13 protein-coding genes are annotated in these 15,930 nt (G+C 33.3%); 5 read left to right on the top strand and 8 right to left on the bottom strand.

Going from position 1 to position 15,930, the window contains the following annotated elements; all coding sequences use genetic code 11:
• Positions 1 to 74: 74 nt before the first annotated feature.
• The 4 genes from FT986_RS03855 to FT986_RS03840 all read right to left on the bottom strand — a co-directional run bounded on the left by FT986_RS03855 (position 75) and on the right by FT986_RS03840 (position 4,490).
• Positions 75 to 740, bottom strand: coding sequence for a DUF6503 family protein (locus FT986_RS03855; protein ID WP_147863919.1), 666 nt, complete (start codon positions 738 to 740; stop codon positions 75 to 77).
• 74 nt (positions 741 to 814) lie between these two features.
• A complete protein-coding gene (locus FT986_RS03850; protein WP_147863918.1) occupies positions 815 to 1,204 on the bottom strand; it encodes an HIT family protein in 390 nt (129 codons plus the stop codon).
• 25 nt (positions 1,205 to 1,229) lie between these two features.
• Positions 1,230 to 2,342, bottom strand: coding sequence for an ABC transporter permease (locus tag FT986_RS03845; protein WP_147863917.1), 1,113 nt, complete (start codon positions 2,340 to 2,342; stop codon positions 1,230 to 1,232).
• A gap of 6 nt (positions 2,343 to 2,348) precedes the next feature.
• Complete coding sequence (locus FT986_RS03840; RefSeq protein WP_147863916.1) at positions 2,349 to 4,490, bottom strand: carboxy terminal-processing peptidase; 2,142 nt, start codon at positions 4,488 to 4,490, stop codon at positions 2,349 to 2,351.
• Positions 4,491 to 4,709: 219 nt separating this feature from the next.
• On the opposite strand from FT986_RS03840, the gene surE reads away from it, so the two are divergent.
• The 5 genes from surE to FT986_RS03815 are packed head-to-tail and all read left to right on the top strand — an operon-like array spanning position 4,710 to position 9,453.
• Entirely contained in the window at positions 4,710 to 5,492 is a 783-nt protein-coding gene (surE, locus tag FT986_RS03835; RefSeq protein ID WP_147863915.1) for a 5'/3'-nucleotidase SurE, read from the top strand.
• Positions 5,485 to 5,784, top strand: a complete 300-nt coding sequence (locus tag FT986_RS03830) for a hypothetical protein (RefSeq protein WP_147863914.1) — start codon at positions 5,485 to 5,487, stop codon at positions 5,782 to 5,784. Before surE ends, FT986_RS03830 begins: the two co-directional genes overlap by 8 nt.
• 3 nt (positions 5,785 to 5,787) lie before the next feature.
• Positions 5,788 to 6,903: a lipid-A-disaccharide synthase gene (gene lpxB, locus FT986_RS03825; RefSeq protein WP_147863913.1), complete on the top strand. Its 1,116-nt coding sequence runs from the start codon at positions 5,788 to 5,790 to the stop codon at positions 6,901 to 6,903.
• Entirely contained in the window at positions 6,900 to 7,400 is a 501-nt protein-coding gene (locus tag FT986_RS03820) for a C40 family peptidase (protein WP_147863912.1), read from the top strand. The genes lpxB and FT986_RS03820 overlap by 4 nt, the downstream gene beginning before the upstream one ends.
• 28 nt (positions 7,401 to 7,428) lie before the next feature.
• Entirely contained in the window at positions 7,429 to 9,453 is a 2,025-nt protein-coding gene (locus FT986_RS03815) for a ComEC/Rec2 family competence protein (protein ID WP_147863911.1), read from the top strand.
• Positions 9,454 to 9,482: 29 nt separating this feature from the next.
• On the opposite strand, the gene FT986_RS03810 is transcribed toward FT986_RS03815, so the two are convergent.
• Genes FT986_RS03810 through FT986_RS03795 form a run of 4 tightly spaced genes read right to left on the bottom strand, consistent with a single transcriptional unit; the run spans position 9,483 to position 15,902 of the window.
• Positions 9,483 to 10,022, bottom strand: coding sequence for a thioredoxin fold domain-containing protein (locus tag FT986_RS03810; RefSeq protein WP_147863910.1), 540 nt, complete (start codon positions 10,020 to 10,022; stop codon positions 9,483 to 9,485).
• 60 nt (positions 10,023 to 10,082) lie between these two features.
• Entirely contained in the window at positions 10,083 to 11,864 is a 1,782-nt protein-coding gene (locus FT986_RS03805; RefSeq protein ID WP_147863909.1) for a peptide MFS transporter, read from the bottom strand.
• A gap of 3 nt (positions 11,865 to 11,867) precedes the next feature.
• The gene (locus tag FT986_RS03800; RefSeq protein ID WP_147863908.1) at positions 11,868 to 13,706 is read right to left on the bottom strand and encodes a peptide MFS transporter; all 1,839 of its coding nucleotides are present in this window, start codon (positions 13,704 to 13,706) and stop codon (positions 11,868 to 11,870) included.
• An 18-nt stretch (positions 13,707 to 13,724) separates the two neighbouring features.
• Positions 13,725 to 15,902 carry a S9 family peptidase gene (locus FT986_RS03795; RefSeq protein ID WP_147863907.1) on the bottom strand — a complete coding sequence of 726 codons (2,178 nt, stop codon included), beginning with the start codon at positions 15,900 to 15,902 and terminating at the stop codon, positions 13,725 to 13,727.
• Between the last annotated feature and the right edge of the window lie 28 nt (positions 15,903 to 15,930).

Below are 15,930 nucleotides of genomic sequence, written 5' to 3'. Positions count from 1 at the left end.
GAATATAAAGCAAATCAAAATATCAAAGAACAACTTAACTTATTTAATAACAGCGATTTATAAACGCATCAGTACTAATCCAATATCATTAAATATGGGGTTTCAATCACTCCAAAATCAGCTACAGTAAAAAGAAATTGATCTACCATAGAGGTTTCTTTATTTATATATAACTGATAGATATCGGTAGGTTGATTATCATCTGAATTAAATGTAACTTTTACGATATCATATTCAGTTTCATTTATTGTTTCTTCTTTAACGAATTCATAGTTTACGCTAGGATCTAATAGCTTTTGAAACATAGCAAACCAATAGAAATTAGTAGGTCTATTAAAAGCTACTTTTTTCAATCGATCTTCATCCTGTACAATTTCTCCATTATGTTTCAGCCAATATTCACTTCCATCAAATCCTTGTTCAATTTGGCCTTCAAGATCGGGAAATGTTCTTTCGTGATGCTCGTACGATCCATAAGACAGCTCACCATCAAAAATATATTTCTCTGTAGAAATATCAGATTTTCCATCTGCAGTCGTATACGTATAAGTGTAGACCACATCTTTTTTATCTAATAGTGTTTTATAATCTCCAACTTTATTCACCATAGTAGAAACTAACTTATGCCCTTTATTTTGAAAAGTTTTTGGGGGCTTTTCCTCTAATTTTAATTCTTTCTTATCATCACAAGACATTAACAAAACACTTAAAATAATAACTACTAATGGCGTTGTTTTCATTCTATTCTTTTTATTGAAATTTATGATTATGTTCTTAGCAAAAAGGACTTGTTAACTTTTAAAGTAAGTTGTATTTAAAAATTAGCTGCTATTTGTTTCGCCAATTTCTCCATGTCATCGCTATTCATTTTTATTTTACGCTCAAAGCGGATATCATCCATTTCTTGCAACGGGATTAAATGTACGTGAACGTGAGGCACTTCTAAGCCAATAACAGACATCCCAATACGTTTACACGGAATTGTTTCCCGTAATGCTAAAGCTACTTTTCTAGAGAATTTCATGAGATCTTGGTAGGTTTCTTCATCCAAATCAAACAACTTATTAACCTCCTTTTTCGGAATACAAAGGGTATGACCTTTTGCATTCGGGTTAACATCTAAAAAAGCTAGAAATTCATCGGTTTCAGCAACCTTATGTGCTGGTAATTCTCCCTTGATAATTTTTGTGAATATCGTTGACATATATTTTTATTTTAAAGATACAAAATTAAGTTCTTACATCTAAAGCGTCTCGTAAAGCATTCCCAATTAACATAAATGCCATAACTAAGCTCATAATTGCTAAGCCCGGAATAATGGCTAGATATGGCTTTCCTAGAATAATGTAACTGTAATGATCTTTTATCATTCCGCCCCAACTTGGCATAGGAGGTTGTGCTCCAATACCTAAAAAGCTTAAACCGCTTTCTACCAAAATAGCAGCGGCAAAATTTGCTGCCGAAATCACAATTACAGGAGCGATTATATTAGGGATAATATGTTTTTGAATGATTCTAAAATTACTAAACCCTAAGGCTTTTGCAGCAGTTACATATTGTAGTTTTTTTACTCCAAGTACTTGACCACGTACGACTCTCGCTACTTCTACCCACATAGTGAGTCCTACCGCTATAAAAACCTGCCAAAAACCTTTACCTAAAGCAAGTGTAATTGCTATTACCAACAACAAGGTAGGAATAGACCAAGTAACATTGATAAGCCACATAATAGCTTGATCTACTTTACCGCCGTAATATCCCGCAATAGCTCCTAAAGAAATACCTATGACTAATGAAATAAAAACAGCTACAAAACCAATGGATAAAGAAATTCTAATCCCCACCAACATTCTACTCAACATATCCCGTCCGTATTTGTCGGTTCCTAAAAGAAATGTCTTCTGCTGAATAAACTGTTCTTCTACGTGTTGCCAAGAATCTACACCTTTAAAATCTTCTTTTAACGTATAGATCTTTGTTAAACCTTCTATTCCTTCACCTGTATAAGGTGCTGCATAAAGAGTATCATTACTTATTTTGTAATTGGTAATTGGAATCTCTGCGGAAGAAATATTCTCCCCAAAGAAAAAAGAAGAAATAACAGATTGAGAAGAAGTTTCTATAGGAAAACTCAACATTTTCACTGAAAATCCAGGGTTTTTAGAATGTATAGACAAATGCATTTGGTTAGCATTTGCCGTATCATCTGGAGCAAGAGTATAGGCAAAAACCGCCAAAAGTAAACAAAAAACTACAAACCAGAAACTTAAAACGCCCCAAAAGTTTTTTCTAAACTTTTGGAGCGCTAATTGGGTTAATGAACTAGATTTCTTTTTATTCATTTAACTTTAGTCTTTGATCGTTGCCATCTTAGACTTTTTAATATTATTTAATTTCAGATCTTCAAGTACGTGAATAGCCTCTTCTACATATACATCTTTACTTAAATTCTCGTGCCAACGGGTTCTTTTTTCCGCTAAGGTAGTATCTGTTTTAAACAACTCTTCTTCGTAAGGCAATGAAGTGAAAGTTAAATCACTGTTGTAGTCATTAATAACATCAAAACGCTCTGCTTTTTTCTCGCTTTCTTCAATTTGCGACTTATATTCCTCATAGTTTAAACTAAAAGTTTCAACCCCACGTTGTTCTTTAATCCACTGAGCACTTTCATCGATAAGCTTTAATTGTTCATTTTTAGCCATTCGTTTTTTACTACTTTCAATGGTTTCTTCAAAACCAATATAACCATCCCAAATCTCATAATCTGCAGAATCAATTTGATCCCAAGGTAAAGGATTATCCATATCTTTTTCTCCTAAATCGATATAGCTATAACGGTCTGGAACTACTACATCACTCTTTACTCCTTCTAACTGAGTAGAGCCTCCATTAACTCTATAAAACTTTTGTCTAGTAATTTTTAAAGCTCCCATATCTCCTAAATCGCTATTTCTCATCCAACGATTAAGATCTACAACACCTTGTACAGTTCCTTTACCATAGGTTTGCTTCCCTCCTATAATAATAGCTCTTTTATAATCCTGCATTGCTGCCGCTAAAATTTCTGAAGCAGAAGCTGATAATTCATTCACCAAAATCACTAGAGGTCCGTCCCATAAAATAGAATCGTCTGTATCTGGTAATACTTCTACTTTATTATCTCCAGAACGTACTTGCACTATAGGACCTTCTTTAATAAACAAACCAGCAATATCAACTACGGCAGATAAAGATCCTCCTCCGTTATTCCTTAGGTCTATAACAAGACCATCCATATTTTCCTTCTTAAGGGCTATGATTTCTTTTTCAATGTCTGAAGCTGCATTTCTATTTTTTCTATTCTCCATATCAAAATAGAATTTTGGCAGGTTAATCAAACCATAATTCTTTCCTTCCTTTTCTACCATAGAGCTTTTAGCGTAGGTTTCTTCAATCTCTACTACGTCTCTAATGATTTCAATATCTTCAATAGAACCACTTACTTTTTTTACCGTGAGAACAACTTTTGTACCTTTTGGCCCTTTGATTAAGCTAACCGCATCGTCTAAAGGCATCCCTATAAGACTTACAGATTCTTCTTCGTCTTCTTGTTTTACTTTTTGAATAACATCTCCTACTTCTAGTTCTTCACCTCTCCAAGCTGGACCGCCAGAAATAACATCTACAATTTTAATCTCGTCCATTCTCTTTTGAAGACGTGCTCCTATTCCTTCTAAACTACCAGACATTTGAATATCAAAACGTTCTTTATCTTCTGGAGCAAAGTAGAAAGTATGAGGATCAAACTCTTCTACAATGGCATTAATATAAAGAGAAAACCAATCTTTTCTTTCTAAATCATCATTAAGGCTGTAAAATTCATCTAAAGATTTTTTTGTAGTTTCTCTAGCTTCTTTCTCTAAATCTTTATCGCTCTTAGGCTGGTAAGATTCATCATCTTCTACCTTTTTTTCTTCTTGTTCTTTTAGATCATAAAAGGTTGATAAAGCAGAAAACTTTAATTGAGTTCTCCATCTTTCTTTTAATTCTTTTTTATTAGAAGCATAGTCTAAATCATCATAATTAGTATTGATGCTCTCCTTTTTAGAAAAATCAAATGGTTTCTCTAGCAATTCTGCATAAAAACCTTTTGTATCTTCCAAACGCTCTTGTAATCTATTGTAAGTAAGGTTGAAAAAGTCAATTTTATGGGCTAAAATTTCGTCATCGATTTTGTTTTTAGAAGATTCAAAATCTTTCAAATCACTCTTTAAAAAATATCGCTTACGCGGATCAATTCCGTTAAGGTAATCTTTATAAACTTCTTGTGAGAATTCATCATTAATATCCTTTGGACTGTAATGACCTTGCGTTAATACAAAAGATATAAGTTCGATAAGCACCTCATCTTTATCTGAATCTCCGTCAGTTTCTATTTTGTTAGTTGTAAAACTGCAAGAAGCAACAGCTAGCAACAACCCTAACAAGAAAATTTTATAGTTCCTTTTCATAAATCTTTTTATTTTCATTAGCATTCTATCAATATAGCATTAAAAATTATGCCATTTATCATTAATCGTTTTGATTTTTTGTATGTTCTCGAAAGATCGACCTAAATTAATATTTTTTTCGTAGGTGCACAGCTAAAATCCTGTTAAGTTGTTGGAAGCTTATTTTTTTGATGGATCTAGATTGTTTTTAATTCTGTATTTTAGCGTAAAAATTCTTCCATGTCAAAGAAAAAGCCACTTATTTTAGTCACCAATGATGATGGTATTACAGCTCCAGGAATAAGACATCTTATTTCTATTATGAAAAAGATTGGAGACGTAGTTGTAATAGCTCCCGATAGCCCTCAAAGTGGAATGGGACATGCTATTACCCTTAATGATAATTTATATTGCGACCCTGTAAAATTAGAAGAAACAGAGGATCACAAGGAGTATAGCTGTTCTGGAACTCCTGCAGATTGCGTGAAAATCGCAAAACAAGAAATCTTAAAACGCAAACCAGATTTATGCGTAAGCGGTATTAACCACGGTTCTAACTCTTCTATTAATGTAATTTACTCAGGAACGATGAGCGCTGCAGTAGAAGCGGGTACCGAAGGGATTCCTGCCATAGGGTTTTCTCTATTAGATTATTCTCTTTCTGCTAATTTTGAACCTACCACAAAATTTATTGAAACCATAGTAAGTAATGTTTTAGAAAACGGACTTCCAAAAGGAGTGGTTCTCAATGTTAATATTCCCAAACTTTCTGCAAAAGAGATCAAAGGAATTAAAGTGTGTAGACAAGCAAAAGCTCATTGGGTAGAAGAGTTTGATAAAAGAACCAATCCACAAGGGAGAGATTATTACTGGCTTACAGGTAAGTTTGTAAATGAAGATAAAGGAGAGGATACCGATGAATGGGCTTTAGAAAACGGATATGTCTCTGTAGTTCCGGTTCAATTTGATTTAACAGCACATCATTCTATACAAGAATTAAACAGTTGGCAACTCAATGATTAAGAAAGAAATTTTTATCGGTTTTTTGATAGGCTTATTAGCCACTTGCGCCGGAGTATTTTTATATTCTACCTTATTTTTAAATCCAGATTTGATGGAATCTTTAAAAATAGCTCAATCTAATAATCGTTTAGGAAGTGTAATTGCACTCGGAGCAATTCTTAATTTTCTTCCTTTTTTTGTTTTTTTAAAGAAAAACAAAATTTACAGAGCTAGAGGAGTTATTATTTTCACCATTCTTATTGGAATTTTAATTGCCCTTATTAATTTTAATGTCATCGGACCAATTTTATAAATTATGAAGTACTACCTTATTGCTGGTGAAGCCTCTGGAGACTTACACGCTGCAAACCTTATGAAATCTTTAAAGGAAAAAGACGCTGCTGCGGATTTTAGATTTTGGGGTGGTGATCTTATGCAAGCCGTAGGCGGTACTTTAGTGAAACATTATCGAGAGCTAGCTTTTATGGGCTTTGCAGAAGTAATTGCCAACCTAAGGACTATCTTCAAAAATATTGCTTTGTGTAAAAAAGATATACTTGCTTATGAACCCGATGTCATTATCTTTATAGATTACCCAGGTTTTAATTTTAGAATTGCCAAGTGGGCAAAACAACAAGGCATACCAACGCACTACTATATTTCTCCGCAAATTTGGGCTTGGAAAGAAAATCGAATTAAAGCCATAAAGCGTGATGTAGATGAAATGTATGTCATTCTTCCATTTGAAAAAGATTTTTACGAAAAGAAACACCAATATTCTGTTCATTTTGTGGGTCATCCTTTGTTAGATGCCATTGATCAACGTGAAGAAATTTCTTTCGAGCAATTTATAGAAGTAAATCAACTTCCCAACAAACCTATTATTGCTTTATTACCAGGAAGTAGAAAACAAGAAATCTCTAAAATGCTAGAAACTATGCTGAGTATAACTCCGCATTATCCTGATTATCAATTTATTATTGCGGGAGCACCAAGTCAAGACGAAGCATATTACCAACAGTTTTTAAAAAAGAATCAGGTTTTTCTTATCAGCAACAAAACCTATAATTTACTAAGTGTTGCTAGCGCTGCATTAGTCACCTCTGGAACTGCCACTTTAGAAACTGCGCTTTTTAATATCCCCGAAGTGGTTTGTTACAAAGGAAGCTCTATTTCTTATCAAATTGCTAAACGTATTATTAACTTAGATTACATCTCTTTAGTCAACTTAATAATGGATAAAGAAGTTGTAAAAGAATTAATCCAAAGAGAATTTAATTCTAGAAACTTGAAAAATGAACTCGATCTGATTCTAAAGAATCCGAAACGAGAAAATATATTAAAAGATTATAAAGAGCTTAAAAATAAGCTTGGCGGAATTGGCGCCAGTGAAAAAACTGCTTCTTTAATTTATGAAAAATTACAACCATGATTAAAAAAATCCTACTGTTATTGATCATTGCAAGTTTAGCTTCTTGCGGTTCTAGTCGAAAAGTTGCCAATCAAAAAATAAAAAAAAGCAGTTCTTATAAATACGACCCTGTACCCGAAGCCACACGCATTACCAATTATGCTTTAGGTTTTCAAGGAACACGTTACAAGTACGGCGGAACTACAAAAAAAGGAATGGATTGTTCTGGTTTAATCTATACTTCTTTTCAAAAAGAAGGAATCCAATTGCCTAGAGTTTCTAGAGATATGGCAAAACAAGGTTATAAAATTCACACCAACCAAGTTAATGTTGGTGATTTGCTGTTTTTCCAAACTAATAAAAGCCGAAAGGTTATTAATCATGTAGGCTTGGTTGTGGAGATTGTTCCAGGGAATGTAAGCTTCATACACTCCACTACTTCGAGAGGTGTTATTGTATCCTCTCTCAATGAAAAATATTGGAATTCTGCTTACGTTATGGCTCGACGGGTTTTCTAACATTCATATTTTTTGAGTAACTTTAGGAATGAAGTTGCTTAATCCTCCTTTAATACTTGTCTGTACATCTCTCATTTTAGGAGTTTTACTAGGACTTTATTTTCCTTTACCTCAAGAAAGTTTATTATTTGTAAGCTTTGTTGCTACGGTAATTTTAGGTGTTGCTTATTTCTACACTAAGCGACTATTCACACAGCCATACACTTTTATCAGCATTGCTTTTATTTGCTTTCTAGCACTTGGTATGATGATTTCTAGGGCTCATATTTTTCAAAATCATTCGACTGACTCTAGTTTATTCCACGAGCAAAGTACTCTCCAATTAAGAATCATAAAATCCCTTAAACCCAATGCTTACACCCATAATTATACCGCTGAAGTAATTCCGGGAAACCGAAAGAGCAAACCTTTTGAAATTCTTTTAACCGAATTTCATGGAGATTCACTTACTCCACATTTACATACTGGAGATCGTGTATTTATTAAAAAGAGAATTTCTTTGGTTAATGAACCTAAAATTCCGCATCAATTTAATTACCGAAATTATTTGAAGCATCAACATGTGTATGGGAAGATCATATTTAATCGTGATGAGATGGTCATTATCCATTCTCAAGAATTTTCATGGCAGCAAATTTCTAGAGATCTTAAAGAAAAAATACGAGCTAATTTATACGCATCGGACTTTCAGTTAAACCATGTTGCATTTATAGAATCCTTGGTCTTAGGTAAAAAAGATTTGCTTACTAAAAGTATATATAATGATTTCTCTAAAGCTGGTGTTCTACATATTTTAGCAGTATCAGGATTACATGTAGGTTTTATTCTTCTCATTTTACAGTTTCTTTTTAAGCCTTTATCTTATCATAAAACAGGTCGTATAGTGAGTAGTGTTTGTATTGTGGTCATTTTATGGGGATATGCATTTATAGTAGGATTTACTCCATCTATTACTCGAGCAGTAACCATGTTTAGTTTCATTGCCTTTGCACATACATTTAAACGAGAAAGTAGTAGTCTAAATATGCTTTTTCTTTCCGCTGTAGCGTTATTGATTTATGACCCTTGTTATATCTATCATATAGGTTTTCAATTAAGTTATGCTGCTGTATTTTCTATTATTACTTTATATCCTATACTCAACCGTCAATTATATTTTAAATACTGGTTACCAAGAAAAATTTGGGGAATATGTTGCGTAACGCTCACCGCACAATTAGGTGTTTTTCCACTTTCATTATTTTATTTTCACCAAATACCAGGTTTATTTCTCCTTAGTAATTTACTTCTTATTCCGTTTATATTTTTGGTATTAACAGCCTGTATATTGTGTATTTCATGGAGTTTTATTGCACCTATTCCAGAGTTTGCCAGAGTTGTTTTCGGATATATTATTGAAGCTGTATTAAACTTTGTACATTTTATTGCGTCCCAAAACCAATTTATTATAGAAAGAGTTTACTTTTCTCAAAGCATGCTCTACTTTTCATTAATAGCGTTACTCCTGTTGGTTTTTTTTGTATATCAAAGAAAATGGCGTTACCTATGGTTGCTAAGCCTTAGCTTGCTTATAGTAGAGGGATTATATATTTCTGAAATTTATTCTTTACGGAAACAAGAACGGTTTTACATTTTTCATCAAAACAAAAAGAATATTTTAGGTTTACAAACCAACAAACAACTTACCTTCATTACCTCCGACTCATTACTACTAAAACCCTTTGAAGGTTTATTGATTCAGGATAATTTGAAACAGGTTAATTTGAAAACTACTATAAAAAATTACTACAATGCTTTTCATAAAAGTATATTTATAATGGATAGTACAGCTGTTTACAATATAGAAGAATTGATTTCAGTTGACTATTTAGTGCTAATGAATTCACCGAAAGTAAATTTAGATAGAGTTGTTGATAAACTACAACCTAAATATATTATTGCTGATGGAAGCAATTACTATTCTTACCTAAAACGTTGGGAAGAAACAGCTATAAAAAAGAAAATCCCTTTTCACCATACCGGTAAAAAAGGGACTTTCGTCATTGATAATTGAACATCTTAGCACATTTCTCTCATCAACTTTTAATTTTTAAATGTTCCTTTGAAGTTAGACTGATATTCTTGCCAAGCTTCTGTAGTTGTAATATCTTTATAATCATCTTTAGCAATCATCTTTAAATAAAGCTCTAACTGTTGCGGAGTTTTATATCCTGTTACTGTTGGAAGAGAGTTACCTTCTTCATCAAAAAATACCATACTAGGATATGCATTAATTTTTAAAGCGTGAGCAAACAGGTGTTGACTGTTTCTACCTTTACGACCCTCTTTATAATTAGGATTAGTATAAGTAAAATCTTGATAATCTACCTTCTCTGTTCCTTCAGCATTGAATTTTACAGCATAGAAATGTTTATTTACATAATTAGCGACGTCTTTATTGGCGAATGTTTTCTTATCTAGCAGCTTACAAGGTCCGCACCAATCTGTATAAACATCCATAAAAATTTTCTTCGGATTTTCTTTTTGAGCTTCTAAAGCTTCATTCATACTCATCCATTTAATTTCTTGCGCAGTAGTTACTGCCGAAATTAAAACCGTTGCTATAATTAATATTTTTTTCATTTCTAAAATAAATCAAATACCATTCCAATCCTTAGATTAAGAATGGTATAAATGTTAATCCTATTTAACTCCGTGCATTAATTTTTTGAGAAGCGGGTTTAAGACCGCTACTAATACTCCGGCTGCAATTGGTATAATAGTGAATATAAGGAAGAAAGTAGATAAGCTATAATCTTCCTTAATTTGATCTACCATTCCTCCTAAAGAAGCTGCAATTTTATTTCCGATAGCAATCGCTAAGTACCACATTCCAAACATAAGAGCAATCATTCTTGCAGGAACTAATTTACTCACATAAGAAAGTCCTACAGGTGATAAACAAAGTTCTCCTAAGGTATGGAATAAATAAGCTAGAATAAGCCAGACCATACTTACCTTAACACCTTCAGCCAAGTCGTAAGATCCAAAGGCTAATAATCCAAACCCTAATCCTACAAGTACCAATCCTATCCCATATTTTAAAGCTGCAGATGGATTGTATTTACTTTCCCACCATTTAGAGAAAAATGATGCAAATGCAATTATAAAGAAGGAGTTAAGAATACTAAACCAAGAAACTGTAATTTCTACATCTCCACCAGAAAATTCTCTATAAAGCATCCATATTACCAATGCCCAAACTCCTAAAAAGCAAAGCATCAACACAATATTAGCTCCTAATATTTTTTTATGTGTTTGTTTCCATAATAAAATAAGAACCCAAGTAATAATCGCCAGTGGGATAATGGTAAGTAAAGCATTTATAATATTAAATGATAAAGCTGCTACACCTGTGAGTTCCCTATCTACAGAATCTCGCGCAAATAAAACTAATGAAGAGGCTGCCTGCTCAAAACATAAAAAGAAAATGACGGTAAAGAATGCAAAAACTACTACGGCAATCATTCGATCTCGAACTACTTTACTGTACCTAGATATTCTACCTATTACTAATACTAAAAATAATAGTAATCCTACTAAAGCGTAACCAATGGATCCTGATATAGGTTCTCCTCCAAAACTAAGATCTACAAAGAACTTTTGGGGTAATAAATCTACATTTCCAATCTTTGAAACTGGATCATTGATAAGATATAAAAACCCAATGATTGTACTTGCAACGATCAACACTTTATCGATCATTGTAAATGGATTCGCTTTATAATCTTTCTTTTCTTCCTCTGAAACTTCTATTTCTTTTCCTTTTTCTGGCACACCTCCTACAGTACCAAAAAGAGGCTTAGATAACCAAAATTGTAAGGTTCCTAATAGCATGAAAATTCCGGCTAAACCGAATCCCCAACTCCAACCTAATTTTTCAGCAAGGTAACCACAAAGTAACATCCCAAAGAAAGCTCCTGCATTTACCCCCATATAAAAAATAGTATATGCACCATCTTTTTTCTCTGGAAGGTATTTATACATTTCAGAAATAATTGATGTAATATTGGGTTTAAAAAATCCTGTTCCTAAAATAAGAAAGCCAAGACCCACATAAAGCATAATTTCGGTTTCGACTGCCATAGCCGCATGACCTACGGTCATTAAGATCGCTCCTACAACTACTGCCCAGCGATAACCAATTAACTTATCGGCAATAAGACCTCCAACAATAGGTGTTAAATAAAGAAGACCTGCATACGTACCGAATAAAGCTCCAGCATTTTCTGCAGACCATCCCCACCCTGGGAAATCAACACCCACGATTGCCATCGTAAGGAAGTTAACTAAAAGTACACGCATTCCATAAAAGGAAAAACGTTCCCACATTTCGGTAAAAAAAAGTACAAATAATCCTGCTGGATGACCTAAAACTTTACTCTTAAAAAACTCATCGTGCTGAGTTGATGATAGTGTTGACATATATTAATTCTTTATTTCTGGATCTGCTATTTCAAATGGTTCGTTATCTTTTTCATCGCCGTCTATACTTCTTTCGTTATCCTCTGCGCCGTGGGTAAGTTTCTTTAATTTCTTTAAGAATAAAATTACTAAGAAACCAAAAGCTACAGTGAATATCGTTAGGTACATAAAGGTTTTGTATTCTTGCTCACTCTGTTCTTCTTCTAATACGAATGAAACTCCGTAATTCTTACCATCACCTATATTTTCGGTAACCTTGGCAGCATCTGGATCTTTTTCAAAGATAATACTCGCATGATAAGGGTTTTCTGCAGTAGCGTTATTTTCCTTAAGTGTTTCTTTGAGTTCTGGAGTGTTGCTATCTTCTCCATTAGAAAGTTGAAACAATCTATTCAAATTCTCATCTGAATCTATTTGATTGAATACCACCTCTCCATCTTGCAAATAAACATCACTTCGTATACTGAAGTTTTTATCTAAGTTAATTGGGTAATCATAAACATCTACTACTTTATTCTGTTTATTTTTAACTTCAATACTGTCTTTTTCCATAAATGGAATAACCTCTTGCTTTTGCACGATCATAGTTCCTTCAAAAGGTTCTAGTTGAGCAGATTCTCCAATACTTCCGGCAAGTTTATTACCAAATCCTGTTGCTGCAAAATAAACGCCCATCATTATCGATGCATATTTAAGAGGCGCCAATTTAGTAATAAATGAAAGTGCTACAGGAGATGTACATAACTCCCCGATAGTATGAAAAAGATAAGCTAAGAAAATCCAAATCATTGCTGCTTTCCCAAATACTTCTGCACTTGCTTCTTGAGAAGCAAACATCATAAATACATAACCAAGTCCCATAATAATGGTTCCTACAGCCATCTTAAATAATGAAGAAGCTTCTTTCCCCTTTTTCTTTACGGTAATCCAAAAACCACCTACTAGAGTTCCAAAAATAATAATATATCCAGCATTTAAAGATTGGAAAACTGCCGCAGGAATTTCCTGTAACCAGCTCAATCCAATAGTTCTATCTACTTTAGCATCTGTATAAAGGTTCATTAACCCTCCAGCTTGCTCAAAAGCTCCCCAGAAAACAACTACAATTAAGAAAGAGATTAAAAGTACAATTACTCTATCTTTCTCTATTTTGTTTAATGGTCGTTTCGCTGCTGCTTTTTCTGCCTCTGAAACATTTTCTCCACCAGTAAATTCACCTACTCCTTTTAAATACCTTTGTCCCCACATAAAGACTATTTGCCCAAGCACCATTCCTACTCCAGCAAGACCAAAACCGTAATGCCATCCGTAATAATAAGCTACTAATCCTACAGAAATACTTGCTAAAAAGGCTCCAACATTGATACCGATATAAAATATAGTAAATCCACTATCTCTTCTAATATCTCCTTCTTTATAAAGACCACCTACCATTGTAGAAATATTCGGTTTTAAACCTCCAACTCCTAATATGATTAAAATAAGTCCTGTAAAAAATGCCCAATCCTGCGGAATGGCCAACACCCCATGTCCTAAACACAAAAGGATACCACCAATTAAAACCGTTTTCTTTTGTCCTAAAAATTTATCGGCAATCCAACCTCCAGGAATAGATGCCACATACACTAACATTGTATACCAACCGTATAACCAAATTGCATCTTTATTACTCCAACCTAACCCAGGATCTATAGCTGTAGCCGAAGCTGCAATATATAAGGTAAGTATCCCACGCATACCGTAATAAGAGAAACGCTCCCACATTTCTGTAAAAAACAGTATAAACAGACCTACTGGGTGGCCAAAAAGTTCTTTTCTATTAGCTTGAGCTACTGACGACATATAGTAATTGTTAGTTATTTATAAATTTTCTTTAATGAAGTTGGTCATTTTAGTGTATAAATGAAGTCTTGTATTTCCTCCATATATACCATGATTTTTATCTGGATAAATGGCCCAATCAAACTGTTTATTAGCTTGTATTAATGCTTCTATCATTTGCATAGAGTTTTGAACATGAACATTATCATCTCCACCTCCATGTACTAAAAGATAAGATCCCTTTAATTTTTCTACGTGATTGATTGGTGAATTTTCATCATAACCAGAAGCATTTTCCTGTGGAGTTGTCATGTAACGTTCTGTATAGATACTATCATAAAAACGCCAGCTTGTTACAGGAGCAACTGCAATAGCCATTTTAAAAGTATCATTTCCTTTTAAAATAGCATTAGACGACATGAAACCACCATAACTCCATCCCCAAATTCCGATTCTATTCGTATCTACGTAAGTTCTATCTCCTAATTGATTTGCAGCATCAATTTGGTCTTCTAACTCATATTTTCCTAATTCATTTTGAGTTACTTTTTTAAATTCTGCTCCTTTAAAACCAGTTCCTCTACCATCTACACATGCAATGATATAACCTTCATTTGCTAATAGTTGATACCAGTAATCGTTGGCTCCAAAAAATGAGTTTGAAACCGATTGTGAACCAGGTCCAGAATATTGAAACATAAATAATGGATACTCTTTATTAGGATCAAAGTTAGAAGGTTTAATCATCCACATATTCAAATCATTTCCGTTAACGGAAATAGTTGAAAATTCTTTCTTAGAGAAGTTATAAGGCTCTAATTGCTTTAATAGCTTTTTATTATCCTTAATATCTCGTACTTTCTTACCGTTTTTTGCTTGGTGTAACGTAAACTCATAAGGAGTAGTTGCACTTGTATAAGAATTGATGAAGTAAGTGAAGTCTGCGCTAAAATCTGCACTATTTGTTCCTCTTTTTTGAGTTAGCTGTGCTTTATTTTTACCGTTGGCTCTTATAGAAAATACGTCTCTATTAATGCTTCCGTTTTCTGTACTTTGAAAGTAAATTCTTCCCGTTTTTGCATCGAAACCATAATAATCGGTTACTTCCCACTGGCCATCGGTTACCTGATCAATTAACTTTCCGTTTCTATCATAATGATAAATATGGTTCCAACCATTTTTTTCACTTGTCCAAATAAAGCTATTATCATTTAAGAAAGTAAGATTATCGGTTACATCGATATAAGCTTCATCCTTTTCAGTTAAAATAACTTTAGCTTCCTTGCTTGAAGCATTCACAGCAATAAGGTCTAAGTTATTTTGATGCCTATTCATAGCCTGTACGGTAAGAATATTAGCATCGTTACTCCACTTTATTCTTGGCAAGTACTCATATTCTTTTTCTAAGTTGACTTTAGCGGTTTGTCCCTTAGACACATCATACATATGTAAACTTACTTTAGAGTTGTCCTCTCCAGCTTTTGGGTATTTAAAAACTTCTTGTCTAGGGTAAAGTTGCTTACCGTAAGTACCATACATATCCATAGAAAATTCTGGAACTTGAGTTTCATCAAATCTTAAGAAAGCTATTTTGCTACCATCCTTATTCCATTGGTAAGCTTGTACAAAAGCAAATTCTTCTTCGTAAACCCAATCGGTAACCCCGTTTATAATTTTATTATCTACACCATCTGTAGTCACCTGAGTTACTTTAGCAGAAGCAAGGTCTTTTATGTAAATGTTATTTTCAAAAACATAAGTCACTTTTTTACCGCTAGGAGAAAGTGTTGGCTCTTGTATTTTATCTTCAGAAATTTTGATTAATTCCTTAGATTTTAAGTCGTATACATAAAAAATTCCTTTAGAAGATCTTCTAAAAATAGACTCTACATCTACTCCTAAAATGGCTTTTTCTTCATTTTCACTCAATGAATAACTTTGAAAAAAATCTAACTCGTCAATATCTGCAGAAGAAATTAGTGTTCTTGTTTTTTTTCCTGTTTCATAGCTAAACACATCTACATTCATCGCTTTAGCGCTACGGTCATAACTTTGAACCACATATTCTTCACCATTATTTAAAGAACGTAATGCTTGTAAATATTCTTGACGGAATGTTCCGCCCCAAATCTCTTCTAATGTAACTTGTTTATTTTGAGCACTTAATATGCTCGTGGTAGTTAGAAATACTACCAATGCGAATTTTAAAATTTTCATAAGTTGAGGAAATCGAATTTTTGAATCC

Source organism: Mesonia sp. K4-1, from assembly GCF_008017825.1.
Taxonomy (GTDB): Bacteria; Bacteroidota; Bacteroidia; order Flavobacteriales; family Flavobacteriaceae; genus Mesonia.
This window is presented reverse-complemented; position numbering and strand designations above follow the sequence as displayed.